Here is a 23,530-nt window from a genome sequence, read left to right on the forward strand (position 1 = left end):
TACTAAGTATGATTTTACTTACTTGTCCTATTTAAATAAGAAACTATATATAACGCATGGCAAAAATTACTTATCACACGCACGACAATAAAACTCACACAATCGATGTTCAAAACGGTTTAACTGTAATGGAAGGTGCTATCCAAAATGATATTCCGGGAATTGATGCTGACTGTGGAGGCGGAATGGCGTGTGCTACTTGCCATGTTTATGTCAAACAACAATGGTTAAATAAACTTCCAGCCAAAGAAGATGGTGAAGAAGATATGCTCGATATGGCGTTTGAACCAAAGAACAATAGTAGGTTGAGTTGTCAGTTAATTGTTTCTGATGAGTTAGACGGATTAGAAGTAAACATACCATCAAAACAAGGTTAGATGAATAAAACAGATGTATTAATTATAGGAGCAGGCCCAACGGGATTATTTTGCGCCCATCAACTTGGAATTATTGGATTGAGTTGTGAAATTGTGGATAATCTGGATAAAGCAGGTGGCCAATGTATCGAACTTTATCCTGATAAACCTATATATGACATTCCAGCCGTACCTGAGTGCACTGGGGAAGAGTTAACAAATAATCTTTTACAACAAATTAAACCGTTTAATGTTAAATTTCATTTAAATGAAAGAGTAGAAGAGCTTAAAAAAGATAAAAATCGATGGCATGTTAGAACTTCAGGTGGAGTAGAATTTGATGTTGCAGCCATTGTAATTGCTGGTGGTGTTGGTTCTTTTGAGCCTAGAAAGTTTCCAGTAAAGGAGTGTGAAAAATTTGAAGGAAAATCTTTATTTTACTCAATCAAAAATAAATCAATATTTAAAGATAAAACTATTTCAATATTTGGTGGGGGTGACTCAGCTTTAGATTGGGCTATTGAATTATCTAAATCTTCTAAAGTAAATTTAATTCATAGAAGAGACGGTTTTAGCGGAGCAGAAGCTAGCGTTCAAAAAGTAAAAGAACTTAATGATCAAGGAAAATTAAATTTATATACAAAATTTCAAATGACCTCAATTCTGGGAGATAAAAACATTGAATTAGTAAAAATAAAACATGATGAAGGAGAAATTAAAGATATTAAATCTGATTACGTATTAGGTTTTTTTGGTTTAATTATGCAACTTGGTCCTATTTTAGATTGGGGATTAAATATTGATAAGAAAACAGTTCAGGTAAATACTGAAAACTTTGAAACAAATATTAATGGAATATTCGCAATTGGTGATATTTGTTTTTATCCAGGTAAATTAAAATTAATTCTTTCAGGATTTCATGAAGGCGCTTTAGCCGCAAGAGGTTGTTTTAAATATGCAAAACCAGATGAGAAATTAAGATTTGAATTCACAACAACTTCCAAGGCTGCACAAGAAAGACTTGGAATTAAAAGATGATAGAACTTTTTTCTGCTAATACTCCTAACGGATGGAAAATTAGCATCATGCTTGAAGAAATTGGGTATGAATACAAAGTAACCAAAGTTGATATTGGAAAAGATGAACAATTCAAACCAGAATTTATAAAGTTAAGCCCTTTTGGAAAAATCCCTGTGATCATTGATCATGATAGCAGCAAGAGTATTTTCGAGTCAGGTGCTATATTAATGTACTTGGCAGATAAAAGTGGAAAACTTTATAATGAAAAAGATAGATTGGTTATTAATCAATGGTTAATGGCTCAAATGGGTACTGTAGGTCCTATGATTGGTCAACATCATCAGTTTCATCACTATAATCCTGGTAAAAGCGAGTTTGGTGAGGAACGATATTTTAAAATTACCAAAAGAATTTATGGGGAATTAGATGCAAGACTAAAAGTGTCTAAATTTCTTGCTGGCACTAATTATACAATTGCTGATATTGCAACCTGGCCATGGATGGCAAGACATGAATGGCATGATATTGGCTTAAAAAATTATAAAAACTTATCAAGATGGTACTCAGAAATAGCTGAGAGAGAAGCCGTTGTAAAAGGTTATGCTTTTATGGATAAGGAAGCCAAAATTCCAAAACTATAAAATTTATCCAAACAATCTGTACAAAGTACTAAGAATTCCATAACCAGAGAACTCAATAGCGACAATGATAATAATAATTAAAAGTAATTTTTTATTCATTTTAGAAATAAATATAGCAACAGCACAATCCAAAAGAAAGGATAGTAAAAATAAATATATTTTTTAGCAAAAAGAAATGATATTGAATTTTTTTTAGATGTTTTTTTTCTCATAACTAATCATCTGCATGAACTTTTTCATCTTTTTCATGCTTTTCTTGTGCAGCTATTGTATATTTTGCAACAGGTCTGGCCATTAATCTTTTTAATCCAATTGGTTCTGCCGTATCTAAACAATAACCATAAGTATCTTCTCTAATTCTTCTTAATGCTTTATCAATTTCTGATATTAATTTAATCTGACGATTAATCGCTTTCATTTCTACATTGCTATCAATATAGGAGTTTGCTTGATCCACAATATCTGCAGAAATATTATTGTCGTCCATACTACCATTGTACAAGGCTTCGTTATTAGCTTTAATCAATTCCTTTTTCCATTCTGTTAGTCTTATTCTAAAATATACTTTATGTTTTTCACACATATATTTTTCAGAATCTTTAGGAACATAATTTTTTGAAATTTTTACAGGTCCTTTAGATACAACCTTGGCTAAAGTTGGTTTTGGATTATTCGCAACTTTTGTTTTTGATTTTGATACTTTTTTCTTTGCTTTAGCAGTCTTTGGCATAGCTTAATTTTAATCGCTCGCAGTATATTCAGCAAATTAGGGGTGTCAAGCAAGCTTAATTGATATAAATATTTATAAATGACCATTAATAACAAAAATATTGATAATGTTTTTTATATTTTTGTTACAGCTCATCTAATTTTTTGGACGTTGATTCCATCACTCACAAATCACAATTTACCACTGGATACTATCGAAGCGTTAGCTTGGGGAAGTAATTTAGATTGGGGTTTCAATAAACATCCACCAATGAGTGCTTTTGTTCTAGAAATATTTTTTCAAATTTTTGGATCACAAGATTGGATATATTATTTGTTAAGTCAAATCTTTGTAATTATTTCTTTTTATTATGTTTTAAAATTTTCAAATGAAATATTTAACAATAAATTATTAGGTTTAATTTCTGTTTTATTAATTGAAGCAATTTACTTTTATAACTTCACTACACCAGAATTTAATGTAAATGTTTGCCAATTACCTTTTTGGTCTATAACAGTTTATTATTCCTGGAAAATATATAACAGCAAAGAAATAAAGTTTTTAGATTGTTTTTTAGTAGGTCTATTTGCTGCTTTTGGTTTTTTATCAAAATATCTATTTCTTTATCTTCTAGTTTCTATTGATCTATTATTTATTTATTTAATATTTTTAACAAAAGAGAGAAAATTTGATTTTAAATATCTTATTACACTTGAGGTTTTCTTTGTGGTTTTAGTTCCACATTTAATTTGGTTAAATAACAATGAATTTATCACAATTACTTACGGATTAGCCAGAACTGGCTTAGAACAATCTAGCTTTATAGATCATATTAAATTTCCAATAATCTTTTTGTTAAAACAAGTAGGAATATTAATTCCCTTTTTAATATTATCCTGGTTATTAGTTAAAAAAATTAAATTAAATTTAAAGCTTGAAGATAAAAAATTACTATTTTTATTAGCAATTAACATTTTGCCAATTGTTTTAATGTTTTTAACATCATTGGTTACTGGATCAAAAATAAGAACCATGTGGATGACACCATTCTATTTATTTTTTGGTACATTAACTGTTTATTTGTTTCAAGCTCAAATTAATCTTAAGAAGTTAAAACCATTCATGGTTGGATTTATTTTCTTCTTTTTTTTATCACCTGTGCTTTACGCTTATGTTTCGATTTCAAAAGACGATAAAAGAACTGATTATCCAGGCAAAGAAATCGCAGTTAAAACACAATATGCCTGGGATCAACAATTTAATTCAAAAATTAATGTTGTTTTAGGTGATGAGTGGAGTGCTGGAAACTTATCTTATCATTTAAAATCTAGACCAGTTTGGGACGGTTTTGTTGAAAGAGAAAAACTCGATCAATTGAAAGATTACATGTGCCTTGATAACGTTTGTGTAGGGTCAAGATAGATGAAATATGTAATTTTAATTCCAATTTATAACGACAGAGAGTCTTTAAAGTTATTGGTAGAAAATATTAATTCTCAAATAAAAAATATAAATCACGATGTATCTTTAGTTGTTATAAATGATTCATCATCCCAACAAATAATTGATACTTATACTAATTTAGAAAGTATTAGCTCTTTTGAAATAATAAATATGAAAGAAAATAGAGGTCATACAAGATGTATTGCTTCAGGCTTAAAATATATCTTTGAAAAGAAAGAATTTGATTTTGTAATTCCTATGGATGGTGACGGTGAAGATAGACCAGAAGAGATTAAAAATTTTATTCAACTTTCAGAACAATCAGGCGAAAAATCAATTATTGGTGAAAGAGTAAAAAGATCTGAGGGTGTAATTTTTAAAGTTTGTTATCAATTCCATAAATTTTTAACTTTAGCATTTACAGGAAAATCAATTAAATTTGGCAACTTTACTTGTTTGTCAAAATCAACTGTAAAGAAACTGTTAGATGAAAAGGCTACCTGGAATAGTTTTTCTGGCTCATTAAAAAAAATAGAAAAACATTTAATTTCTATTCCATCCATAAGAGGCAAAAGATATTTTGGACCATCTCAAATGAGCTTCTTTAATTTGTTAAAACATTCACTTTCAATAATTAGTGTATTTAGAAAAACTGTTCTTATTCGGTCAGCTTTATTTATAATTTTTTATATTTTACTTATCAAAAGTTATGCATCAGTAATTACATCGTTGCCCTTAGTTTTCTTGTTAATAATGATTTATTCAATTTCCAGTTTAGCTTTAAGAGAAAATATTGAAGAATTTAATAATTGTTTAACAAATATTCACGATATTGATAAAATTAAATAAAATATGAAAAACTTTTTTAGAAAAGTCGCATATGGAATTGGACCAAATGAAGATATTCCTTCGGATCCATTAAATTGGGCACTCGATCAAGTCGATGAAATTCCAGACTTTTCGTGGAAAGGAAAAATATACTCTGAAAAAGAACTTAGAAAACATTATAGAGATTGGGTTTATGGCGATAGAAAAGTTTTACGAAAAAAATATAAAGACAATAAAACTCTTTATAAAACACACAAAGATATTTTAAGACACAAGACTGGTCAAAAATTTTGGGAGTCTCTAGAAATATCAATCAGACATAATGAAGGTATCAATAGTAACCATCCTGTATTAGCTAAACTTTGGATGTTTTGGGGGAATTTTTTTGCAATTAGCGAAAAAGATTTTTTAGCAAATTATTCAACAGGTGCATATCAAAGAGAAATTATTCGACCAAATTTAAATCAATCATTTGAAAAAATGGTTTATGATGTAACGACTTCTTGGGCAATGATCCATCACTTAGATAATAGCGAAAGTGCAGGACCAAAGAGTGTTACTGCTGGTGAAGAGTGGAGACGTAGAAAAAAAGAACCTGCAACAATTAACGAAAATCACGGAAGAGAGCTATTAGAATTACATACAGTTTCACCTAAAGCTGGATACACTCAAGAAGATGTTATTCAATTAGCATATATTATGACAGGTTGGCAACATAGATGGAGCAAACAAAATTTAGAAACAGGGAATGTTTGGTTTAATTCTGAGTATCATCAAAGAGGAAAAAAAACCGTTTTAGGGAAAGAATATAAGAGAGGAAAAAAAGCTTTAGCAGCTGTGATCAAGGATCTGGTAAATCATCCAAATTGCAGAGATTTTGTTGCTGAGAGACTTTGTAGATATTTAATTACTGATGAACCTACAAAAGACATGAAACAACCTATTATTGATGCTTTCAAAAAATCTGATGGACATTTACCAGAGATACACAAAGCAGCAATAAAGGTGGCATTTGATTACAACGATAAATTTAAAAAATTTCAAACACCAGAAAATTGGTTTATTCAAGTTGCTAAATTGGGAGATTTAGAGTGGCCTCCTTCACCTCAAACAATGGATTCTTTTGAATTAGGAGTTAAACCAACAAAAAAACAAAGATCCCCTGAGAGATTATTAAGAAATATAGGTCAACATCCTTATAGAGCAAAACAACCTAATGGTTGGTCTGATCATTCTGATGATTGGATTTCTCCAGAGTTACTAATAAGAAGACTTGTTTATGCAAAATTAAGTCATTCATTTTCGAAAATGCAAAATAATAATGAGATGTATTATCAAAATATAGTTGAAAAAAACTTTGATAATCCCGATAAAATAATGAAATATTTAAATCAAAAAAGTAGAATTGTTGAAAAACAAACTTTACTTTTTAATCACCCAGAGTTTTTAAGATCATGAAAATAACAAGAAGAGATTTTTTAAAGACCACAGCGCTTACATCATTATATTTTGCAGGGTTTGGCGGACAAACTTATGCAAGTTCAAGAAAAAAGAAAAATTTAGTAATTATAATGCTTCGTGGAGGAATGGATGGTTTATGTGCTATTCCTATTAAAGGTGATAAAAACTTTGAAAAGTTAAGAAGCAAAATTAATCTTGATCGAACCTTAAAATTAACTTCAGATTTTGATTTACATCCAGCACTAAAAACATTTAAAAATCTTTGGGATCAAAATCAAAGTGCAGCAGTCCATGCAACAAATATTCCTTACACTGGTAGGTCACACTTTGATGGGCAAAACTTAATGGAGTCTGGAGGTAAAATACCTTATCAAGAAAAAACAGGTTGGCTTGGAAGAGGAATGAAAATTGCTGGATTAACAGGAAATGGATTAGCATTAGCTTTACCAATGCCTTTATTGATTAGAGGTGTTCCAATGAACAATAATTATTTTCCTGTTGGATATAAATTGCCATATCCACAAACTCTTAAAATGATTCAGGATGCATATAAAGAGTATGATGAACAATTATTGAGTGAGAATTTAGAGATAATACAAACTAGAGAATTTAGTAATACAGCAAGTGATCATAGTTGGGTTCTTGCATCGAATGCTGCCAATGAACTTTCAAAACCTGATGGACCAAGTGTGGCTGTTTTTGAAGTTGATGGATTTGATACACATGCAGCGCAAGGTGCAACTGATGGAGCTCATGCTGATTGTCTTCGAGATTGTGATAACATTTTTAGATCTCTTAAATCCTCAATGACTGAGGAAGCTTTTGATAATACTTTAATTTTAACATTAACAGAGTTTGGAAGAACAATTAAGCAGAATAGTAGCAATGGAACAGAGCATGGTTACGGTTCAGCTATCTTAATGGCAGGTGGATTAGTTAAAAAAGCACAAGTTCATACTGATTGGCCAGGCTTAAAGAAAAAAGAGTTATTTGAAGGAAGAGATTTAAATTCTACTATAGATTCAAGAGCAATTTATGCTTCCGCAATGTCTACAGTATTTGATGTAGATTTCAAAAAAATTTCCAAAGAAGTTTTCTGGGGAGAAAATTTACAAAATTTATCTGACAAACTTTTTAAAGTTTAGCAGCAACCGCAACTTTTTTTAGCAGCTTTTGGTTGGTTATCAGCTTTTGCAACTTCTAATTCTTTTTGTACGTCTTCAATAGCTTTTTGTTTCTTTGAAATCTTATCTTCAAAGTAATCATAAAGAGAAGCAAAACCTAATTTAGAGGCTCTTTTTTCCTCATAATCTCTTCGCCCTTTAAGGTTTTCTATTATTTTGACTATTTCTTGGTTTTGCATGCTTCCTTTTTATTAAAAAAGGCAAATAATTCAAGCTGTAAAAATTGGCAAATTATAAACAGGTTTTTTTGTGCTAGGATAAGATAATGAATATTAGTCAAAAGAAACTAGAAAAATCTAAGGGCAGATTAGAAATAAAAATAAAAGATCAAAACTTACAAAAACTTTATCAACAAGGATCTTTAAAAGCTTTAATGCCTGATTTTCATGAAAATTTAAAACAATTAATGCTTATCAATACTGCTGGTGGAATTACTAGTGGAGATGAATATGATTACGAAGTTGAGATTGATAGTTCGAAACTCTGTATCTCAACTCAAGCAGCAGAAAAAATTTATAGTGGTTTTGGTAATCCAGCTAATTTAGAAATAAACTTAAATTTATTAAATAATTCTAGTCTATTTTGGTTACCTAAAGAATTAATTTTATTTAATAATTGTAATTTAAAAAGAAAAATTAATTTTAATTTATCAAAAAATTCAAATTTACTTCTTTGCGAAAATATTATTTTTGGACGAACTTCTATGAGGGAGGAGTTTGAAAAGGGATATTTTTCAGATTTTTGGAATATTAATGTTGATAATAAATTAATTCATTCTGAAGCAATAAATACAGTTTTATTTGAGAAAAAATATTTGAATAGTTTTTCGACATTAAATAAAAATTCTGCAGTTGCAACAATTATTATTGTAGGAAATAAGTTTTTGAATAACGTAAATAATCTATCTGAAACTTTAACTAACAATGAATATACAACTTCAAATTATTCTCAATGGGATAATAAATTGATCGTAAGACTTTTATCTAAAGATAGTTATAAACTTAAATTTGCAATTGATAAAATTTTGTCTTATTTTTTTGAAGGTTCGAAGATACCAAAAATATGGAATATATAAATGAAACTTACTCCTAGAGAAAAAGATAAACTTTTAATAAGCCTTGCAGCGATTGTCGCTAAAAATAGATTATCAAAAGGTATAAAATTGAATTATCCAGAGGCTATCGCTTTAATAACAGATTTTGTTGTAGAGGGAGCTAGGGAGGGCAAAAGTGTTGCAGAACTAATGGAGGCAGGAGCTCATGTAATTAAAAAAAAGGATTGTATGGAAGGCATTCCAGATATGGTGAAGGAAGTTCAAGTGGAAGCTACTTTCCCTGATGGAACTAAATTAGTAACAGTGCACAAACCTATTAGATGATAATATTATGAAGCCAGGTGAAGTAATTACAAAAAACGAGCATATAGAATTAAATAAAGACACCAAAGTTATTAAGATAAAAATTTCTAATTCCGGAGATAGACCTGTGCAAGTTGGTAGCCATTATCATTTTTTTGAATCTAACGAGCATTTAGTTTTTGATCGAAAATTAGCATATGGAAAGAGATTAAATATCCCCTCAGGAACCGCTGTAAGATTTGAGCCAGGTCAATCTAAAGATGTTGAGCTTATAGAAATAAATGGATTAAAAAAAATATACGGGTTCAATAAGAAAGTTATGGGGAAATTATAATGGTTAAAATTTCTAGAGCAGCTTATGCAGATATGTATGGGCCAACCACAGGTGATAAAGTAAGGCTAGCAGATACTGAATTATTTATTGAAGTTGAAAACGATCTAACCACTTATGGTGAAGAAGTTAAGTTTGGTGGTGGAAAAGTAATAAGAGATGGGATGGGCCAATCTCAAATTAGCAGAGAAAAAGGAGCTGCAGATACAGTTATAACTAATGCTTTAATTGTTGATGTGAATGGAATTTATAAAGCTGATGTTGGTTTAAAGGATGGAAAAATATTCGAAATTGGTAAAGCTGGAAATCCAGACACTCAATCTGAAGTAAATATTATTATTGGTCCAGGAACAGAGATAATTGCAGGTGAAGGAAAAATTTTAACAGCAGGGGGTTTTGATAGTCATATTCATTATATATGCCCCCAACAAATTGATGATGCTTTGCACTCAGGTATCACGACCATGCTTGGAGGAGGTACTGGACCTGCTCATGGTACGCTTGCAACAACGTGTACACCGGGACCATGGCATATACAAAGAATGATCCAATCTGCTGATGGTTTTTCTATGAATTTAGCTTTTGCTGGGAAAGGAAATTCTTCATTACCAGAAGGTCTTGAGGAACAAATTCTAGCCGGAGCCTCAGCACTCAAACTACATGAGGATTGGGGAACCACTCCCGGAGCAATTGATAATTGTTTAAATATTGCTGACAAAAATGATGTACAAGTAATGATTCATACCGATACTTTAAATGAAAGTGGATTTGTAGAAAATACAATAAAAGCAATAAACAAAAGAACTATTCATGCTTTTCATACAGAGGGTGCTGGCGGCGGACATGCACCAGATATAATTAAAGTTTGTGGAGAAGAGTATGTTATTCCTTCTTCAACAAACCCGACCAGGCCATACACAGTTAATACAATAGAAGAACATTTAGATATGCTTATGGTTTGTCATCATCTTGATAAATCGATTCCAGAGGATGTAGCATTTGCTGAAAGTAGAATAAGAAGAGAAACAATTGCAGCAGAAGATATTCTTCATGACATGGGAGCCTTTTCAATTATTGCATCAGATAGTCAGGCAATGGGAAGAGTAGGAGAAGTTATCATTAGAACTTGGCAAACTGCGCATAAAATGAAAGTTCAAAGAGGAAGTTTGCCAGAGGAAAAAGGGGATAATGATAATTTTAGAGTTAAGAGATATTTAGCAAAATACACAATCAATCCTGCAATTGCTCATGGAATTTCAAAACATATTGGCAGTATTGAAAAAAATAAACGTGCAGATTTAGTTTTATGGGATCCAGCATTTTTTGGTGCCAAACCAGAGATGATATTGATAGGAGGAAGTATAGCTTGTGCGCAGATGGGAGACCCAAATGCATCAATTCCAACCCCTCAGCCAATATACACTAGACCAATGTTTTCATCATTTGGGACGTCGTTAGAAAAATCCTCGGTAATTTTCACAAGTAAACTAGCTCTTGAAAAGAATTCTTTAAAAGGTGCAAGTATAAGAAAAGACTTGTTACCTGTAGAAAATACAAGATCTATTTCTAAAAAAGATATGATTTTAAATAACAAGTGTCCAAAAATCGAGGTTAATCCCGAGACTTATGAAGTAAAAGCTGATGGTGAAATAATTACTTGTGAACCAGCCAAAGAACTTCCTTTGGCACAAAGATATTTTATGTTTTAGCTTATGGATAATTGTTTTTTAATAGTTAATAAAATAGCCAAAAATAAAGCAAGAGATCACATATCTTTATCTTATGATGAGAGATTTTTAAGAAGAAAAAAACTTGTTTCAGATAATGGTTTTGAATTTTTAGTCAATTTACCAGAGACAAAATCACTTTCAGAAAATCAAGCGTTTAGGCTTCAAAGTGGAAACTTGATTTTAATAAAAAACAAAAAAGAAAGTTTACTTGAAATAAAAGGTAAAAATTTAATGCAACTTATATGGCATATTGGAAATAGGCATATGCCATGTCAAATTGAAAAAGATAGAATTTTTATTCAACATGATGAAGTAATAAAAAAAATGATATTAAAATTAGGAGGAAAGGTTAAGAAAGTTTTAAGACCTTTTAAACCAGAGGGAGGAGCATATGGAATTGGTAGAACCCATAGTCATAAACACTAAATTAAAAAATAAAAAAGATTTGAAAGAGTCTTTGCAAATTCTTCAAACTTGGTTTTCACCTTCATTTCCTGTTGGAAGTTTTTCATATTCTCATGGTTTAGAGGCAATGATTAATGATAATTTTATTAAGTCAAAAGAAGATATTCTGGATTATTTAAAATGTATCTTAAAATATGGAACAGGTAAAAATGATATAATTTTAATGAAATATACCTATCAGGGAGAAGAGTTAAATGAACTAGCCTTATCTCTTTGTCCATCCAAAGAAAGAAAAATAGAGTCTATTGAAATGGGTAATGCTTTTAGAAAAGTGTTAGCTGATAGTTGGGATTTTAAAATTCTTGAAAATACTGCTTATCCAATTGCAGTTGCTAAAGCAGCTAAACATTTTGATATACCACTTAACTTAACAATATTATCTTATCTACAATCCTTTGTATCAAATCTAATAAATGTTTGCATTAAACATATACCAATTGGGCAAAAAATTGGACAGGACTGTATAATTAAAACTTACGAATTAATAAGAGAAATAGAAAAAGAAAATCAAAATTTAAATTTAGAAGACTTAGGTGGAATTTGTTTTAATAGTGATATTTATAGTATCAAGCATGAAAATTTGAAAACGCGAATTTATAAGACATGAAAAATATAAATGGACCATTAAAAGTTGGAATAGGTGGACCCGTTGGTGCAGGGAAGACAAGTTTAACAGCTGAATTGTGTAAATTTTTATCAAAGAAAATTTCTATGGCTGTAATATCAAACGATATTTATACAAAAGAGGATGCAGAATTTTTAATGAAAGTTCAAGCTTTACCTCTTGAGAGAATCAAAGGAGTTGAAACAGGAGGATGTCCACATACAGCAATCCGTGAAGATGCTTCAATTAATATGCTTGCTGTAGAAAACATGAAAAAAAAATTTCCTGATCTTGATTTGATTTTAATCGAGTCAGGTGGAGATAATTTAGCAGCAACCTTTAGTCCAGAATTAGTAGATTTATCTATTTATGTTATTGATGTTGGTATGGGTGGAGATATCCCAAGAAAAGGTGGTCCTGCTATCCAAAAGTCAGACTTGTTAATTATTAACAAAACAGATTTAGCTCCTCATGTAGAAGTCAATCTCGAAACCATGAAAGAAGACGTAAAAAAGGCCCGAAATGGCTTACCTTATGTTTTTTGCCAGATGAAAAAACAAATTGGTGTTGAAGATGTTGCTAAATTCTTATTTTCATCAGGTGGACTATAGAGTTTTTTATTATGCTCTAATTGTTGGCAAACAATAGAAATCAGCTGTATCAATCTTAGAAGAATACTGTCTTCGCATATTCCATTTTTTATGAATCCCAGCACTTGCAACACTCAAGGTAGATCTTCCGTATCGATGATTAGTATTATCAATTGATCGCATTAAGCTATTTATCTTTTCATCCTTTTCAGAAGTAAATAAATTTGTTTTGTCACTTGCATTAGATAAACCCGTTAGCATTACACCTGCTTTTTGATAACGGTAACCATTTTTAAAAATACTTTCAAGTATTGAAACTGCTGTCTTAACTGTTTCAATACTATTATTTGTTGCAATTGGAAAATCAATAGTCTTTGCATTTGAATAATATCCAAAGTTTCTTTGAAAGGGACTAGTCCTAACAAATACAGTAATTGCTTTTGCAACTAATGACTCTGATCTAATTTTTTCAGAGGCATTTAAGCAATAATTTGCAACTGCTTCTTTTAATTCTTGAAATGTTTCAATTCTTTTTCCAAATGATCTTGAAACTACACAGCTCTTTCTTTTAGTAGTCGTAGTCTCTAATCCAATACAAGAAATTCCTCTAAGCTCCATTGCAGTTCTTGAACTTAAAACATTTGAAGATTTTTTGATCCAGGTATTAGATTTATTCTTAAGTTGTTTAGCATTATAAATTCCATGCTTTTGATAAAACTTAGTTAATTGTCTACCAACTCCCCAGACATCATTAATTTCAACTTTTTCTAAAATAGGATCTAGATTTTCTATTCCAATTAAACTTGTTACCCCTGATTGTTTTTTCTTAGCAATATGGTTTGCAACTTTACTTAAAGTTTTTGTATTAGCTATTCCAATACTGGTTGGAATACCTGTCCATTGTAAAACTGTTTCTCTAATTTCTTTTCCAACTTTTTCTACTTCAGTATCAGGAAAGTTTGATAAATCTAAAAATGCTTCATCAATGGAGTAAACTTCTATTTCTGAATTAAATCTTTTAAGAGTTCGCATCACTCTTCTTGATAAATCTCCATATAAAGAATAATTAGATGAAAAAACTTCAACTTTATTTTTAAGAATAATATCTTTTGCTTTAAAGTAAGGTTCTCCCATTTTAATACCTAAAGCTTTTGCTTCATTTGATCTTGAAATGATACAACCATCATTATTAGATAGAACTACAACAGGTTTTCTTCTTATTTTGGGGTTAAATAATCGCTCACATGAGACATAAAAAGAATTACAATCAATTAATGCTATTTTTTTAGTACGTAGAATGGATGACATAAGTAACAACCCCCCAAATAAAAATATCTTGTTCTTCGTTAATTAAAATTCTGTCAGAAAATTCCTTAGATCCAGAAGTTAAAAATTTTTTATCTCTTTCTTGAACTAAAGTTTTAACTACAAGTTCATCATGAACATTTGCAATCACTGTTGAAAAGTTTTTTGGTTTTAAACTTTTATCAACCACTAATAAATCTCCATCATTAATTCCAACATCGACCATGGATTTACCTTGAACTCTGATGATGAAAGTTGCTGGAACATTTCTTATTAAATGCATGTTCAGATCAATATCTTCTTCGATATAATCTGTAGCGGGGGAAGGAAAACCAGCGCCTGCTTTATGTAGATAATAAGGGATTGTTAGTTTCATGTTCTTGTTTTGTTCTAATTTATAGACTATTTATACAATACACTCAAGAGGTTGTATTTTGAGTCTGTAACTGAATCAAAAGTGAATCAAAACGTGAACATCCAAACTACATTTTGTATGCTTGTGGATAACTTCAACCACTAGTAGTTTAAGTTGGTTATTAAGTTATATAAATTTTAATTTGATTATGAGTATTTTAGATTTTGTAATGGTTGGTTCTAATGATTATAAAAAATCAAGCGAGCTGTATGATGCAGCATTTGAACCATTAAATTTAAAAAAAATTCTAACTACAGAAAAATATATTGGTTATGCTCATTCAAGTGATCCAGAGAAAGTAATATTTTATATAACCAATCCAGTTAATGGTAAACCAGCAACTATGGGTAATGGATCACAAGTAACACTTTTAGCAGAGTCAAAAGAGGCAGTAGAAAAATTTTATGAGATTGCAATATCAAAAGGAGCAACAGATGAGGGGGCACCTGGTGTTAGAAAAGATGGAAATTATTATGGATATATTCGTGACTTAGATGGAAATAAGATTGCAGCAAAAAGTGTTTTAAAATAAAAAAGGAGATATATGAAATTAAATTGTCATTGTGGAGCTGTTGAAGCAGAAATTAATGCTACAGTAAATGAATTAGCAAAAATTGTAAGATGCAATTGTTCTATTTGTAAAAGAAAAAATGCAACTATGGGTATGGTAAAGAATGAAGACTTTAAAGTTACTAAAGGACAAGATAAATTAAAACTTTATCAGTACCATACTAAAGTTGCTAACCATTACTTCTGTACTGAATGTGGAATTTATACCCATCATAATCCAAGAAGTGCACCCGCTATGACTGGATTTAATATGGGATGTGTAGACGAGGTTAAAGTAGAAGATTTAAAAGAAGTAGCTTTCTTTGATGGTCTTAACCATCCAATGGATCAAGAAAAATAAAAATCCAATGAAATTATTTGAAGAGTGTTTTAAGAAAGTTAAAAAAGATTGTTTTAAATTTATTAAATCACAAGAAACCTCTACTGAAAAGTTTGGTAATAAAGAAGGGATGATTAAGAATTTTTTAATCCCAATATGTTTTTGGATTGCAAAAAAAGCAGATTACAAAAAACCCTACTTTGTTGGGTTAGCTGGAGGACAAGGAACAGGCAAAACAACTATTAGCTCCATAATAAAGATAATATTGGAAAAGTATTTTAAATTGAAAGTATTCAAGATCTCTATTGATGATTTTTATAAAACTAGAAAAGAAAGAATAGCTTTATCAAAAAAAGTACACCCAATGTTACTAACAAGAGGAGTTCCTGGGACTCATGATATCAATATGATGTTAGATTTCTTTAAAAAATCAAAAAGTAAAAAATTCAAAAAATTAAAATTACCAAATTTTAATAAGGCAATTGATGACAGATTTCCAAAAAATAAATGGAACAAAATCAATAAAAGACCAGATGTTATTATTTTTGAAGGATGGTGTGTTGGAGCAAGAGCAGAAACGAACAAGACATTAAAAAAATCTATTAATTCTATGGAAAAAGCAAATGATCATAAACTTGTTTGGAGAAAATATGTTAATCAACAATTAAAAACTAAATATAAAAAGCTATATTCACAGTTAAATTGTATGATTTACTTAAAAGCAAAAAACTTTAGTTTATTGCAAAAGTGGAGATTAAAGCAGGAACATAAACTATGGTTAAAAACAAAGAAGAAGGGAGGTCATAAGATAATGAGTAAAGGGGATGTAATTAACTTTATGCAAACCTATCAAAGAATTACTCAAAATATGTTTAAAGATATGCCTAAATTTGCCTCTATAATTTTAAATTTAAACAGTAACCACCAAATTAAAACTACTATATATAAATCGAAATGAATAAAATATTTATAATAGTAATCACATCAACATTATATTTCAGTAATGCTTTGGCAGTTACGCTTCATGACGCACTAAATCAAACTTATCAAAATAATATTCAATTAAACGCTGAAAGAGAAAATATTAAAGCATCCGAGGAAGACGTAAATATTGCAAAATCTGATTATAAACCATCATTAACATTAAGTGGATCAAAAAGCATTGAGGATACAAATAAGTTAACAAATCAAAGCGGTGGTAACGCAACCATAAGCGATGTAGATCCATTCTCAACTTCAATTAAATTAGAACAAACTATTCTAGATTATGGAAGGGATCTTACACTTGAAAAAAATATCACTGCTTTAGATTTAGCTCAAGCAAAATTAGTTAAAAAAGAACAGGATATTCTTCATAAAGCTATCGATGCTTTTACAAATTTAATTTTGGCTAGAGAAACTCTGGATATTAATGCAAAAAATTTAAATCTTTTAATCAGACAAGTTGAAAATGATCAAATTAGAAGAGATAGAGGGCAAATTACAAATACTGACTTAGCACAATCTGAATCATCACTTGCAGGAGCTCAAGCTCAATTTGCAAAAGCCAAAAGTGACTTATTAATTAGTAAGCTTAATTATGAGAATATAATTGGAAAAATAAGTGATCCAAATCAGTTACAAAAAAATGCTAATGCAATTGTTTCTTTACCGTCAACTTTAGATGAAGCATTAAATCTTTCGAAACAAAATAATCCAGATATTTTAATTGCAAAATTAGACTTTGAAAAATCTGAAAAAGATTTAGCAATTTCAGAATCCGATTTAAAACCTACAGCGTCATTATCATTACAAAGAACTTATTCAGATGATTTAAGTTCTACTATAGATGAAAAAGAACAAGATGTATTAAAAGCTACTCTTAGCTGGCCATTTTATTCTGGTGGAAAAAAACGATCAAAAATTAATAAAAATTCAAATCTAAAAATTAGAAAAAGATTACTTTTAGATGACGCAATCAGGACAAATGAAACTAATGTTGCAAGTGCGTGGTCAAGTTTGCAATCTTCAGAAAGTTTTTTGAAATCTGTAAAAGTTCAAGTAAGTACTGCTGAAATAGCTAATGAAGGAATTGCAGCAGAGTACGAAAGAGGATCAAGAACAACACTTGATGTTATTCAATCAAATTCGTTATTGCTTTCGGCTCAAATTTCTTTAGCAAGTTCTGAGAAAAATTATCTAATGGCTCAATACAATCTGCTTAAAGCAGTAGGACTTCTTAACAGTCAGTATCTAAAACTTAAGTAAATATTTGATTTTTTCGGGTTAAAAATAAATATATTGCTAAAGAGAACAAAATGTGTACATTTATTTTATGATTCGAGTGTTAAAAAATTTAAAAAAAGAGGCAAAAAATGACGAAAAATAACCTAAAAGTAGTTAAATCTACTAAAGATCAAGAAATGGATGTTAAAGAAAAGAACAAAGCGTTAGACGCTGCAATAGCTCAAATTACAGATAATTTTGGAAAAGGCTCAGTAATGAAGCTTGGAGAAAAAAGAGCTATGGATATTGAATCTGTTTCAACAGGCTCTTTAAGTCTTGATTTAGCTTTAGGTATAGGTGGATTACCAAAAGGAAGAATTGTTGAAGTTTATGGACCAGAGTCATCTGGAAAAACAACATTAGCATTACAAGTTGTTGCTGAAGCTCAAAAAGCTGGAGGCATTTGTGCATTTGTTGATGCAGAGCATGCATTAGATCCAGTTTATGCAAAAAAATTAGGAGTAAATACAGAAGAACTTTTAATTTCACAACCAGACACCGGTGAACAAGCATTAGAAATCGCTGATACACTAGTAAAATCAGGCTCTATTTCAGTAATTGTAATTGACTCTGTTGCAGCCTTAACTCCAAAAGCTGAAATTGAAGGTGAGATGGGAGATCATCATGTTGGTCTTCAATCAAGATTAATGAGTCAGGCGTTAAGAAAATTAACAGGCTCAATATCAAATACAAATACAATGATGATTTTCATTAACCAAATCAGAATGAAAATTGGAGTGATGTTTGGAAGTCCAGAAACTACATCAGGCGGTAATGCACTTAAGTTTTATTCATCTGTAAGAATGGATATTAGAAGAATTGGTGCAATCAAAGATAAAGATGAAATTATTGGTAACTCTACAAGAGTGAAGGTAGTTAAGAATAAAGTAGCACCACCATTTAAAGTTGTTGAGTTTGACTTGATGTATGGAAGAGGAATTAGCAAGATGGGTGAATTAGTCGATCTTGGTTCAAAAGCAGATATCATTGAAAAATCAGGTGCTTGGTATGCTTACAAGGGTGAGAAAATTGGTCAAGGTAGAGAAAATGCTAAGACTTATCTAGCTCAAAATCCTAAAGTTGCTGCAGAAATTGAAATGGCAATCAGAGAAAAAGCAGGTGTGATTTCTAAGAAAATAGAAGGAAATCCAATCGATCCTGAAAAATTAGAGAAAGAAAAGAAAGTAGCTGAAAAAGAAGAGGCTGATAAAGCAGAAGTTACTCCTCCATCTAAAAAGAATTAATAGGTCATCTTTATTAATAAAAGGCGCTTAATTTAAGCGCCTTTTTTCCCTTCAGTATCTAGACATAGATTAAAAAAGCTGTATTTTAAAAAATATGGCAGACAAAACACTCAATGAAATAAGAAATACTTTTTTAAAATATTTTGAAAAGAACGATCACAAGATTGTGGAGTCTAGTAATTTGGTTCCCAATAATGATCCTACATTGATGTTTGCTAATTCTGGGATGGTTCAGTTTAAAAATGTTTTTACAGGATTAGAAAAAAGAGATTACGTTAGAGCTACCACTTCACAAAAATGTGTAAGGGCAGGTGGTAAGCATAATGATTTAGAAAATGTTGGTTACACACCAAGGCACCACACTTTCTTTGAGATGTTAGGAAATTTTTCTTTTGGTGATTATTTTAAAGAGCAAGCAATTCATTATGCATGGGATTTAATAACCAAAGATTTTGGAATAGATAAAAACAGGCTGTACGTAACAGTATTCCACGAGGATGATGAGGCCTTCAATTTTTGGAAGAAAATAGCGGGTTTTAGCGATGATAGAATAATTAGAATTGCTACATCAGATAATTTTTGGTCTATGGGTGAGACAGGTCCATGTGGCCCTTGTTCTGAAATCTTTTTTGATCACGGAGATCATTTACCAGGAGGTTTACCTGGTTCTAAAGATGAGGATGGAGATAGATTTATTGAAATTTGGAACTTAGTCTTTATGCAATTCGAACAAGTTACTAAAGATAAAAGAATTAATCTTCCAAAACCATCTGTTGATACAGGAATGGGACTTGAGAGAATAGCTGCTTTATTGCAAGGTTCACATGATAATTATGAAACAGATCATTTTAAAAAAATAATTGGTGCCGCATCTGAAATTACAAAAGTTAAATCGGACAAATCTAATCTAGCAAGTTTTAGAGTAATAGCTGATCACTTAAGAGCAAGCTCGTTTTTAATTGCTGAAGGAGTTTTGCCATCAAACGAAGGAAGAGGATATGTTCTTAGAAGAATTATGAGAAGAGGGATGAGACATTCTCATTTACTGGGATCTAAAGAACCTGTTTTTTATAATTTGTTTGATACTCTTAAAAATGAAATGTCTGGAAACTACCTTGAGTTAGTTAGAGCTGAATCTTTAATTAAAGAAACTTTAAAAATGGAAGAAGAAAAATTTTTAGTTCTTCTAGATCGAGGAATAAAAATTTTAAATGACGAAATATCTAAAATAGATAAAGTTTTGCCAGGCGAGGTAGCTTTCAAATTATATGACACCTATGGTTTCCCGTTGGATCTTACCGAAGATATTTTAAGAAATAAATCTATGTCAATCAATACTGAAAAGTTTCAATCTTTAATGAAGGAAAGTAGAGAACTTGCTAAAAAAAATTGGAAAGGTTCTGGTGATGCAGCTGTTGAAGATATTTGGTTTGGAATAAAAGATAAATTAGAAGCAACTGAATTCTTAGGATATGAAACTAACCAAGCTGAAGGTATCGTCTTATCTCTTTTAAAAGATAATAAAGAAGTTGATCAATTAAAAGAAAATGATGAAGGAATGATTATAGTAAATCAAACCCCTTTCTATGGTGAGTCTGGTGGGCAAGTTGGTGATACTGGTGAAATAGTATCAAATGATTTTAAATTTGAAGTAACCGATGTTCAAAAAAAACTTGGAGATTTATTTGTGCACTATGGAAAGGTTAAGAGTGGATCCATAAAATTACAGGAAAGTGTAGAGTTAAAAATTGATGTAGAAAGAAGAGATAATACACGTGCGTATCACTCTGCAACCCATTTATTGCACGAGTCTTTAAGAAGAGTTCTTGGTACTCATGTAACTCAAAAGGGATCTTTGGTAGAGCCAAGTAGATTGCGATTTGATTTCAGCCATATGAAGCCAATTTTGAATGAGGAAATCGATAAAATAGAGGGGTTTGTAAACAAAATGGTTTCTAAAAAATCTGATGTAAAAACTAGATTAATGACACCTGATGAGGCAGTTGAAAATGGTGCATTAGCATTATTCGGTGAAAAATACGGAGATGAAGTAAGGGTTCTCTCTATGGGAGACGAGGATGGAAAATATTTTTCAACAGAATTGTGTGGTGGAACACACGTAAAAAATACTGGTGATATTGGTAAATTTAAGATCGTAAGCCAATCATCAATTGCTGCAGGCGTTAGAAGAATTGAGGCTTTAAGAGATAAGCAATTAGTAGAATATTTAAAAAATAAAGAGAAATTATCAAACCTATCCGCAGAAAAAGATGAGGAAACAATTAAAGATATAAGTCAGCAAATTATTAAATTGGGTGGAAAACCAAGTTTAGAAGAAACTGACCAAAAAACTTTAATAAAAAATTTAACTAAACAATTAGAGACTATCTCAGTAAATGCAATTTTAGAGGATAAATCTAAAAATATTATTAAAGATGAAGAAATTAATGAAGTTAAGTTAAGATTTCAAAAAATTGATGGATTACCTCCAAAAGAATTAAGAAAACTCGTAGACAAAGGTAAAAAAGATTTAGGAGAAGGTATTGTAGTTGTGTTTGCAAATAAAGATGACAAGGTTGGATTAGCTGTTGGAGTAACTGATAATTTAACTAACAAGTTTGATGCAGTTCAATTTGTTAAAGTTGGATCTGAAATAATTGGTGGTAAAGGCGGCGGAGGAAGAAAAGACTTTGCTCAAGCTGGTGGACAGGATCAGTCAAAAATTGAGGAAGCTTTTGAAAAGCTTAAGACTTTAGTTTAATTTCTTTTTTAAATTACCGTCAATTTCATCTAAAAACTGATTTGTAGTTAAGAATTTACTATTTGGACCAACAAGAATTGCTAAATCTTTAGTCATTGATCCACTTTCAACGCATTCAATACAAACTATTTCTAAGGTTTGAGCAAATTTGATTAGTTCATCATTGCCATCTAATTTACCTCTGTGAGCTAATCCTCTAGTCCAAGCAAAAATTGATGCGATAGGGTTTGTTGAAGTTTCTTTTCCTTGTTGATGCATTCTGTAGTGTCTAGTTACTGTACCGTGTGCAGCTTCTGCTTCCATTACTTTTCCATCTGGAGTTAACAATGTACTTGTCATCAACCCTAAAGACCCATAACCTTGTGCCATAGTATCTGATTGCACATCTCCATCATAATTTTTGCAAGCCCAAATATATTTTCCACTCCACTTCATTGCACATGCAACCATGTCATCAATTAACCTGTGCTCATAAGTCAAATTATTTTTTTCAAATTCACTCTTATATTCTCTCTCAAAAATTTCTTGGAAAATATCTTTAAATCTTCCATCGTATTGCTTTAGAATTGTATTTTTTGTAGACATGTAAACAGGCCATTTTTTAATTAACCCATAACTGAAACAAGATCTTGCAAAGTCTTCAATAGACTTATCTAAATTGTACATTGATAAAGCCACACCAGGACCAGTAAAATTAAACACTTCATATTTAATTTCATCTTTTCCATCTTCTGATGTCCACTTCACTTCCATTTTTCCTTTTCCAGGAACTTTAAAATCTGTTGCTCTATATTGATCACCAAATGCATGTCTTCCAATAATCACTGGATCAGTCCAAGAGGGAACAAGTTTTGGAATATTTTTACAAATAATTGGTTCTCTAAATACTGTTCCTCCAATTATATTTCTTATAGTTCCGTTTGGAGATCTCCACATTTTTTTTAAATCAAATTCTTCTACTCTCGCTTCATCAGGGGTAATCGTTGCACATTTTATTCCAACACCAATTTTTTTAATGGCGTTCGCAGAGTCGATCGTAATCTGATCATCTGTATTATCTCTACTTTTCATACCTAAATCGTAATATTCAATACCAAGATCTAAATAAGGGAGGATTAATTTATTTTTGATGAACTCCCATATAATACGTGTCATTTCATCGCCATCCAGCTCGACAACTGGGTTTTTTACCTTGATTTTGCTCATTAAATAAAAATTATCTTATTAATTGAATTTGATCATTTTATATACATATTAATCGAAAATTAGCAAATAGAAGAATATGTTTAGTAAGATATTTCCAAAGATTCACACTGAAGGTTACAAGTTTATAGTTATAGCTGTATTCATAGCTATCATTTTTCTAATTATTAATAATTTTTTAGGATTAATAGGAATATTACTGACTGTTTGGGTTTATTATTTTTTTAGAGATCCAGAAAGAACAATTATAGGAGATGATAGTTACCTAGTAAGCCCTGCAGATGGAGAAGTTATTAAAGTTGAAGAGGTAGATGGTCCAAAAGAACTTGGACTAGAAAATAAAAAATTTAAAAAAATAAGTATTTTTATGAACGTCTTTGACTGTCATGTGAATAGAACGCCATGTTCAGGTATTGTTGAAGATATTTTGTACAAACCAGGAAAATTTTTAAATGCATCTTTAGATAAAGCAAGCGAAGACAATGAAAGGAATTATTATAAAATTAAAGACAAACATGGGAATGATATTGTAGTCGTTCAAATTGCAGGATTGGTTGCAAGAAGAATAGTTTGTGAAACAAATAAAAATCAGGAATTAAATCAAGGTGATAGAATTGGCATGATTAGATTTGGAAGCAGAGCGGATGTCTATTACGAAAACTATGAACCACTTGTTAAAGTAGGTCAAACTGCAATTTCTGGAGAAACGTTACTAGCAAAAAAATAATA

At 30.5% G+C, this 23,530-nt stretch carries 26 protein-coding genes; 21 read left to right on the forward strand and 5 right to left on the reverse strand.

Features of this window, described 5'->3' with window-relative positions:
- Positions 1 to 56 precede the first annotated feature (56 nt).
- From ACTT9R_RS00080 to ACTT9R_RS00090, 3 genes are read left to right on the forward strand one after another with little or no spacing between them, the layout of a single operon-like run.
- Positions 57 to 377 carry a 2Fe-2S iron-sulfur cluster-binding protein gene (locus ACTT9R_RS00080; RefSeq protein WP_440926048.1) on the forward strand — a complete coding sequence of 107 codons (321 nt, stop codon included), beginning with the start codon at positions 57 to 59 and terminating at the stop codon, positions 375 to 377.
- Positions 378 to 1,394 (forward strand): NAD(P)/FAD-dependent oxidoreductase, encoded by a 1,017-nt coding sequence (locus ACTT9R_RS00085; protein ID WP_440926049.1) that lies wholly within the window; start codon positions 378 to 380, stop codon positions 1,392 to 1,394.
- Positions 1,391 to 2,017: a glutathione S-transferase family protein gene (locus tag ACTT9R_RS00090; RefSeq protein ID WP_440926050.1), complete on the forward strand. Its 627-nt coding sequence runs from the start codon at positions 1,391 to 1,393 to the stop codon at positions 2,015 to 2,017. The genes ACTT9R_RS00085 and ACTT9R_RS00090 overlap by 4 nt, the downstream gene beginning before the upstream one ends.
- Positions 2,018 to 2,231: 214 nt before the next feature.
- On the opposite strand, the gene ACTT9R_RS00095 is transcribed toward ACTT9R_RS00090, so the two are convergent.
- Positions 2,232 to 2,747, reverse strand: coding sequence for a TraR/DksA family transcriptional regulator (locus ACTT9R_RS00095; protein ID WP_440926051.1), 516 nt, complete (start codon positions 2,745 to 2,747; stop codon positions 2,232 to 2,234).
- 78 nt (positions 2,748 to 2,825) lie between these two features.
- Here ACTT9R_RS00095 and ACTT9R_RS00100 point away from each other — a divergent pair, with 78 nt between their 5' ends.
- Genes ACTT9R_RS00100 through ACTT9R_RS00115 form a run of 4 tightly spaced genes read left to right on the forward strand, consistent with a single transcriptional unit; the run spans position 2,826 to position 7,603 of the window.
- Positions 2,826 to 4,148 carry a glycosyltransferase family 39 protein gene (locus ACTT9R_RS00100; protein ID WP_440926052.1) on the forward strand — a complete coding sequence of 441 codons (1,323 nt, stop codon included), beginning with the start codon at positions 2,826 to 2,828 and terminating at the stop codon, positions 4,146 to 4,148.
- Positions 4,149 to 5,018: a glycosyltransferase gene (locus tag ACTT9R_RS00105; RefSeq protein ID WP_440926053.1), complete on the forward strand. Its 870-nt coding sequence runs from the start codon at positions 4,149 to 4,151 to the stop codon at positions 5,016 to 5,018.
- Between the two features lie 3 nt (positions 5,019 to 5,021).
- The gene (locus ACTT9R_RS00110; RefSeq protein ID WP_440926054.1) at positions 5,022 to 6,455 is read left to right on the forward strand and encodes a DUF1800 family protein; all 1,434 of its coding nucleotides are present in this window, start codon (positions 5,022 to 5,024) and stop codon (positions 6,453 to 6,455) included.
- Positions 6,452 to 7,603 (forward strand): DUF1501 domain-containing protein, encoded by a 1,152-nt coding sequence (locus ACTT9R_RS00115; RefSeq protein WP_440926055.1) that lies wholly within the window; start codon positions 6,452 to 6,454, stop codon positions 7,601 to 7,603. The genes ACTT9R_RS00110 and ACTT9R_RS00115 overlap by 4 nt, the downstream gene beginning before the upstream one ends.
- Here the strand turns inward: ACTT9R_RS00115 and ACTT9R_RS00120 are convergent.
- On the reverse strand, positions 7,600 to 7,821 hold the full coding sequence (locus ACTT9R_RS00120) for a hypothetical protein (protein ID WP_440926056.1): 222 nt from the start codon (positions 7,819 to 7,821) through the stop codon (positions 7,600 to 7,602). The two genes, ACTT9R_RS00115 and ACTT9R_RS00120, sit on opposite strands and share 4 nt — an antisense overlap.
- An 86-nt stretch (positions 7,822 to 7,907) precedes the next feature.
- Between ACTT9R_RS00120 and ACTT9R_RS00125 the strand changes: the two genes are divergently transcribed.
- The 7 genes from ACTT9R_RS00125 to ureG are packed head-to-tail and all read left to right on the forward strand — an operon-like array spanning position 7,908 to position 12,740.
- A complete protein-coding gene (locus ACTT9R_RS00125; protein WP_440926057.1) occupies positions 7,908 to 8,717 on the forward strand; it encodes an urease accessory protein UreD in 810 nt (269 codons plus the stop codon).
- Entirely contained in the window at positions 8,718 to 9,020 is a 303-nt protein-coding gene (locus ACTT9R_RS00130; RefSeq protein ID WP_440908215.1) for an urease subunit gamma, read from the forward strand. It abuts the gene before it with no gap.
- A gap of 7 nt (positions 9,021 to 9,027) precedes the next feature.
- Complete coding sequence (locus tag ACTT9R_RS00135; protein WP_440926058.1) at positions 9,028 to 9,333, forward strand: urease subunit beta; 306 nt, start codon at positions 9,028 to 9,030, stop codon at positions 9,331 to 9,333.
- A complete protein-coding gene (gene ureC / locus ACTT9R_RS00140) occupies positions 9,330 to 11,039 on the forward strand; it encodes an urease subunit alpha (RefSeq protein WP_440926313.1) in 1,710 nt (569 codons plus the stop codon). Before ACTT9R_RS00135 ends, ureC begins: the two co-directional genes overlap by 4 nt.
- 3 nt (positions 11,040 to 11,042) lie before the next feature.
- Positions 11,043 to 11,486 carry an urease accessory protein UreE gene (locus ACTT9R_RS00145; RefSeq protein WP_440926059.1) on the forward strand — a complete coding sequence of 148 codons (444 nt, stop codon included), beginning with the start codon at positions 11,043 to 11,045 and terminating at the stop codon, positions 11,484 to 11,486.
- Entirely contained in the window at positions 11,452 to 12,132 is a 681-nt protein-coding gene (locus ACTT9R_RS00150; RefSeq protein WP_440926060.1) for an urease accessory protein UreF, read from the forward strand. The genes ACTT9R_RS00145 and ACTT9R_RS00150 overlap by 35 nt, the downstream gene beginning before the upstream one ends.
- The gene (gene ureG / locus ACTT9R_RS00155; protein ID WP_440926061.1) at positions 12,129 to 12,740 is read left to right on the forward strand and encodes an urease accessory protein UreG; all 612 of its coding nucleotides are present in this window, start codon (positions 12,129 to 12,131) and stop codon (positions 12,738 to 12,740) included. Before ACTT9R_RS00150 ends, ureG begins: the two co-directional genes overlap by 4 nt.
- A gap of 9 nt (positions 12,741 to 12,749) precedes the next feature.
- On the opposite strand, the gene ACTT9R_RS00160 is transcribed toward ureG, so the two are convergent.
- The gene (locus ACTT9R_RS00160) at positions 12,750 to 14,027 is read right to left on the reverse strand and encodes a Y-family DNA polymerase (RefSeq protein WP_440926062.1); all 1,278 of its coding nucleotides are present in this window, start codon (positions 14,025 to 14,027) and stop codon (positions 12,750 to 12,752) included.
- A complete protein-coding gene (locus ACTT9R_RS00165) occupies positions 14,005 to 14,400 on the reverse strand; it encodes a LexA family protein (RefSeq protein WP_034390305.1) in 396 nt (131 codons plus the stop codon). The genes ACTT9R_RS00160 and ACTT9R_RS00165 overlap by 23 nt, the downstream gene beginning before the upstream one ends.
- A gap of 187 nt (positions 14,401 to 14,587) precedes the next feature.
- Here ACTT9R_RS00165 and ACTT9R_RS00170 point away from each other — a divergent pair, with 187 nt between their 5' ends.
- The 6 genes from ACTT9R_RS00170 to alaS all read left to right on the forward strand — a co-directional run bounded on the left by ACTT9R_RS00170 (position 14,588) and on the right by alaS (position 21,598).
- The gene (locus ACTT9R_RS00170; protein ID WP_440926063.1) at positions 14,588 to 14,971 is read left to right on the forward strand and encodes a VOC family protein; all 384 of its coding nucleotides are present in this window, start codon (positions 14,588 to 14,590) and stop codon (positions 14,969 to 14,971) included.
- A 12-nt stretch (positions 14,972 to 14,983) separates the two neighbouring features.
- Positions 14,984 to 15,349 (forward strand): GFA family protein, encoded by a 366-nt coding sequence (locus ACTT9R_RS00175; RefSeq protein ID WP_440926064.1) that lies wholly within the window; start codon positions 14,984 to 14,986, stop codon positions 15,347 to 15,349.
- Positions 15,315 to 16,286, forward strand: a complete 972-nt coding sequence (locus ACTT9R_RS00180; protein ID WP_440926065.1) for a uridine kinase — start codon at positions 15,315 to 15,317, stop codon at positions 16,284 to 16,286. The genes ACTT9R_RS00175 and ACTT9R_RS00180 overlap by 35 nt, the downstream gene beginning before the upstream one ends.
- Positions 16,283 to 17,575, forward strand: a complete 1,293-nt coding sequence (locus tag ACTT9R_RS00185; RefSeq protein WP_440926066.1) for a TolC family outer membrane protein — start codon at positions 16,283 to 16,285, stop codon at positions 17,573 to 17,575. The genes ACTT9R_RS00180 and ACTT9R_RS00185 overlap by 4 nt, the downstream gene beginning before the upstream one ends.
- Positions 17,576 to 17,682: 107 nt before the next feature.
- Complete coding sequence (gene recA / locus ACTT9R_RS00190) at positions 17,683 to 18,837, forward strand: recombinase RecA (protein WP_440926067.1); 1,155 nt, start codon at positions 17,683 to 17,685, stop codon at positions 18,835 to 18,837.
- Between the two features lie 94 nt (positions 18,838 to 18,931).
- Complete coding sequence (alaS, locus tag ACTT9R_RS00195; protein WP_440926068.1) at positions 18,932 to 21,598, forward strand: alanine--tRNA ligase; 2,667 nt, start codon at positions 18,932 to 18,934, stop codon at positions 21,596 to 21,598.
- On the opposite strand, the gene ACTT9R_RS00200 is transcribed toward alaS, so the two are convergent.
- Positions 21,590 to 22,804, reverse strand: a complete 1,215-nt coding sequence (locus ACTT9R_RS00200; RefSeq protein WP_440926069.1) for an NADP-dependent isocitrate dehydrogenase — start codon at positions 22,802 to 22,804, stop codon at positions 21,590 to 21,592. The two genes, alaS and ACTT9R_RS00200, sit on opposite strands and share 9 nt — an antisense overlap.
- Before the next feature lie 76 nt (positions 22,805 to 22,880).
- Here ACTT9R_RS00200 and ACTT9R_RS00205 point away from each other — a divergent pair, with 76 nt between their 5' ends.
- On the forward strand, positions 22,881 to 23,528 hold the full coding sequence (locus ACTT9R_RS00205) for a phosphatidylserine decarboxylase (protein ID WP_440926070.1): 648 nt from the start codon (positions 22,881 to 22,883) through the stop codon (positions 23,526 to 23,528).
- Positions 23,529 to 23,530 lie beyond the last annotated feature (2 nt).

Origin of the sequence: Candidatus Pelagibacter sp., assembly GCF_052049835.1 — a bacterium.
Lineage (GTDB): Bacteria > Pseudomonadota > Alphaproteobacteria > Pelagibacterales > Pelagibacteraceae > Pelagibacter.

Coding starts and splice junctions, on each gene's coding strand:
- ACTT9R_RS00080 (WP_440926048.1), top strand. CDS start 57: ATGGCAAAAATTACTTATCACACGCACGACAATAAAACTCACACAATC.
- ACTT9R_RS00085 (WP_440926049.1), top strand. CDS start 378: ATGAATAAAACAGATGTATTAATTATAGGAGCAGGCCCAACGGGATTA.
- ACTT9R_RS00090 (WP_440926050.1), top strand. CDS start 1,391: ATGATAGAACTTTTTTCTGCTAATACTCCTAACGGATGGAAAATTAGC.
- ACTT9R_RS00095 (WP_440926051.1), bottom strand. CDS start 2,747: ATGCCAAAGACTGCTAAAGCAAAGAAAAAAGTATCAAAATCAAAAACA.
- ACTT9R_RS00100 (WP_440926052.1), top strand. CDS start 2,826: ATGACCATTAATAACAAAAATATTGATAATGTTTTTTATATTTTTGTT.
- ACTT9R_RS00105 (WP_440926053.1), top strand. CDS start 4,149: ATGAAATATGTAATTTTAATTCCAATTTATAACGACAGAGAGTCTTTA.
- ACTT9R_RS00110 (WP_440926054.1), top strand. CDS start 5,022: ATGAAAAACTTTTTTAGAAAAGTCGCATATGGAATTGGACCAAATGAA.
- ACTT9R_RS00115 (WP_440926055.1), top strand. CDS start 6,452: ATGAAAATAACAAGAAGAGATTTTTTAAAGACCACAGCGCTTACATCA.
- ACTT9R_RS00120 (WP_440926056.1), bottom strand. CDS start 7,821: ATGCAAAACCAAGAAATAGTCAAAATAATAGAAAACCTTAAAGGGCGA.
- ACTT9R_RS00125 (WP_440926057.1), top strand. CDS start 7,908: ATGAATATTAGTCAAAAGAAACTAGAAAAATCTAAGGGCAGATTAGAA.
- ACTT9R_RS00130 (WP_440908215.1), top strand. CDS start 8,718: ATGAAACTTACTCCTAGAGAAAAAGATAAACTTTTAATAAGCCTTGCA.
- ACTT9R_RS00135 (WP_440926058.1), top strand. CDS start 9,028: ATGAAGCCAGGTGAAGTAATTACAAAAAACGAGCATATAGAATTAAAT.
- ACTT9R_RS00145 (WP_440926059.1), top strand. CDS start 11,043: ATGGATAATTGTTTTTTAATAGTTAATAAAATAGCCAAAAATAAAGCA.
- ACTT9R_RS00150 (WP_440926060.1), top strand. CDS start 11,452: ATGGAATTGGTAGAACCCATAGTCATAAACACTAAATTAAAAAATAAA.
- ureG (WP_440926061.1), top strand. CDS start 12,129: ATGAAAAATATAAATGGACCATTAAAAGTTGGAATAGGTGGACCCGTT.
- ACTT9R_RS00160 (WP_440926062.1), bottom strand. CDS start 14,027: ATGTCATCCATTCTACGTACTAAAAAAATAGCATTAATTGATTGTAAT.
- ACTT9R_RS00165 (WP_034390305.1), bottom strand. CDS start 14,400: ATGAAACTAACAATCCCTTATTATCTACATAAAGCAGGCGCTGGTTTT.
- ACTT9R_RS00170 (WP_440926063.1), top strand. CDS start 14,588: ATGAGTATTTTAGATTTTGTAATGGTTGGTTCTAATGATTATAAAAAA.
- ACTT9R_RS00175 (WP_440926064.1), top strand. CDS start 14,984: ATGAAATTAAATTGTCATTGTGGAGCTGTTGAAGCAGAAATTAATGCT.
- ACTT9R_RS00180 (WP_440926065.1), top strand. CDS start 15,315: ATGGTCTTAACCATCCAATGGATCAAGAAAAATAAAAATCCAATGAAA.
- ACTT9R_RS00185 (WP_440926066.1), top strand. CDS start 16,283: ATGAATAAAATATTTATAATAGTAATCACATCAACATTATATTTCAGT.
- recA (WP_440926067.1), top strand. CDS start 17,683: ATGACGAAAAATAACCTAAAAGTAGTTAAATCTACTAAAGATCAAGAA.
- alaS (WP_440926068.1), top strand. CDS start 18,932: ATGGCAGACAAAACACTCAATGAAATAAGAAATACTTTTTTAAAATAT.
- ACTT9R_RS00200 (WP_440926069.1), bottom strand. CDS start 22,804: ATGAGCAAAATCAAGGTAAAAAACCCAGTTGTCGAGCTGGATGGCGAT.
- ACTT9R_RS00205 (WP_440926070.1), top strand. CDS start 22,881: ATGTTTAGTAAGATATTTCCAAAGATTCACACTGAAGGTTACAAGTTT.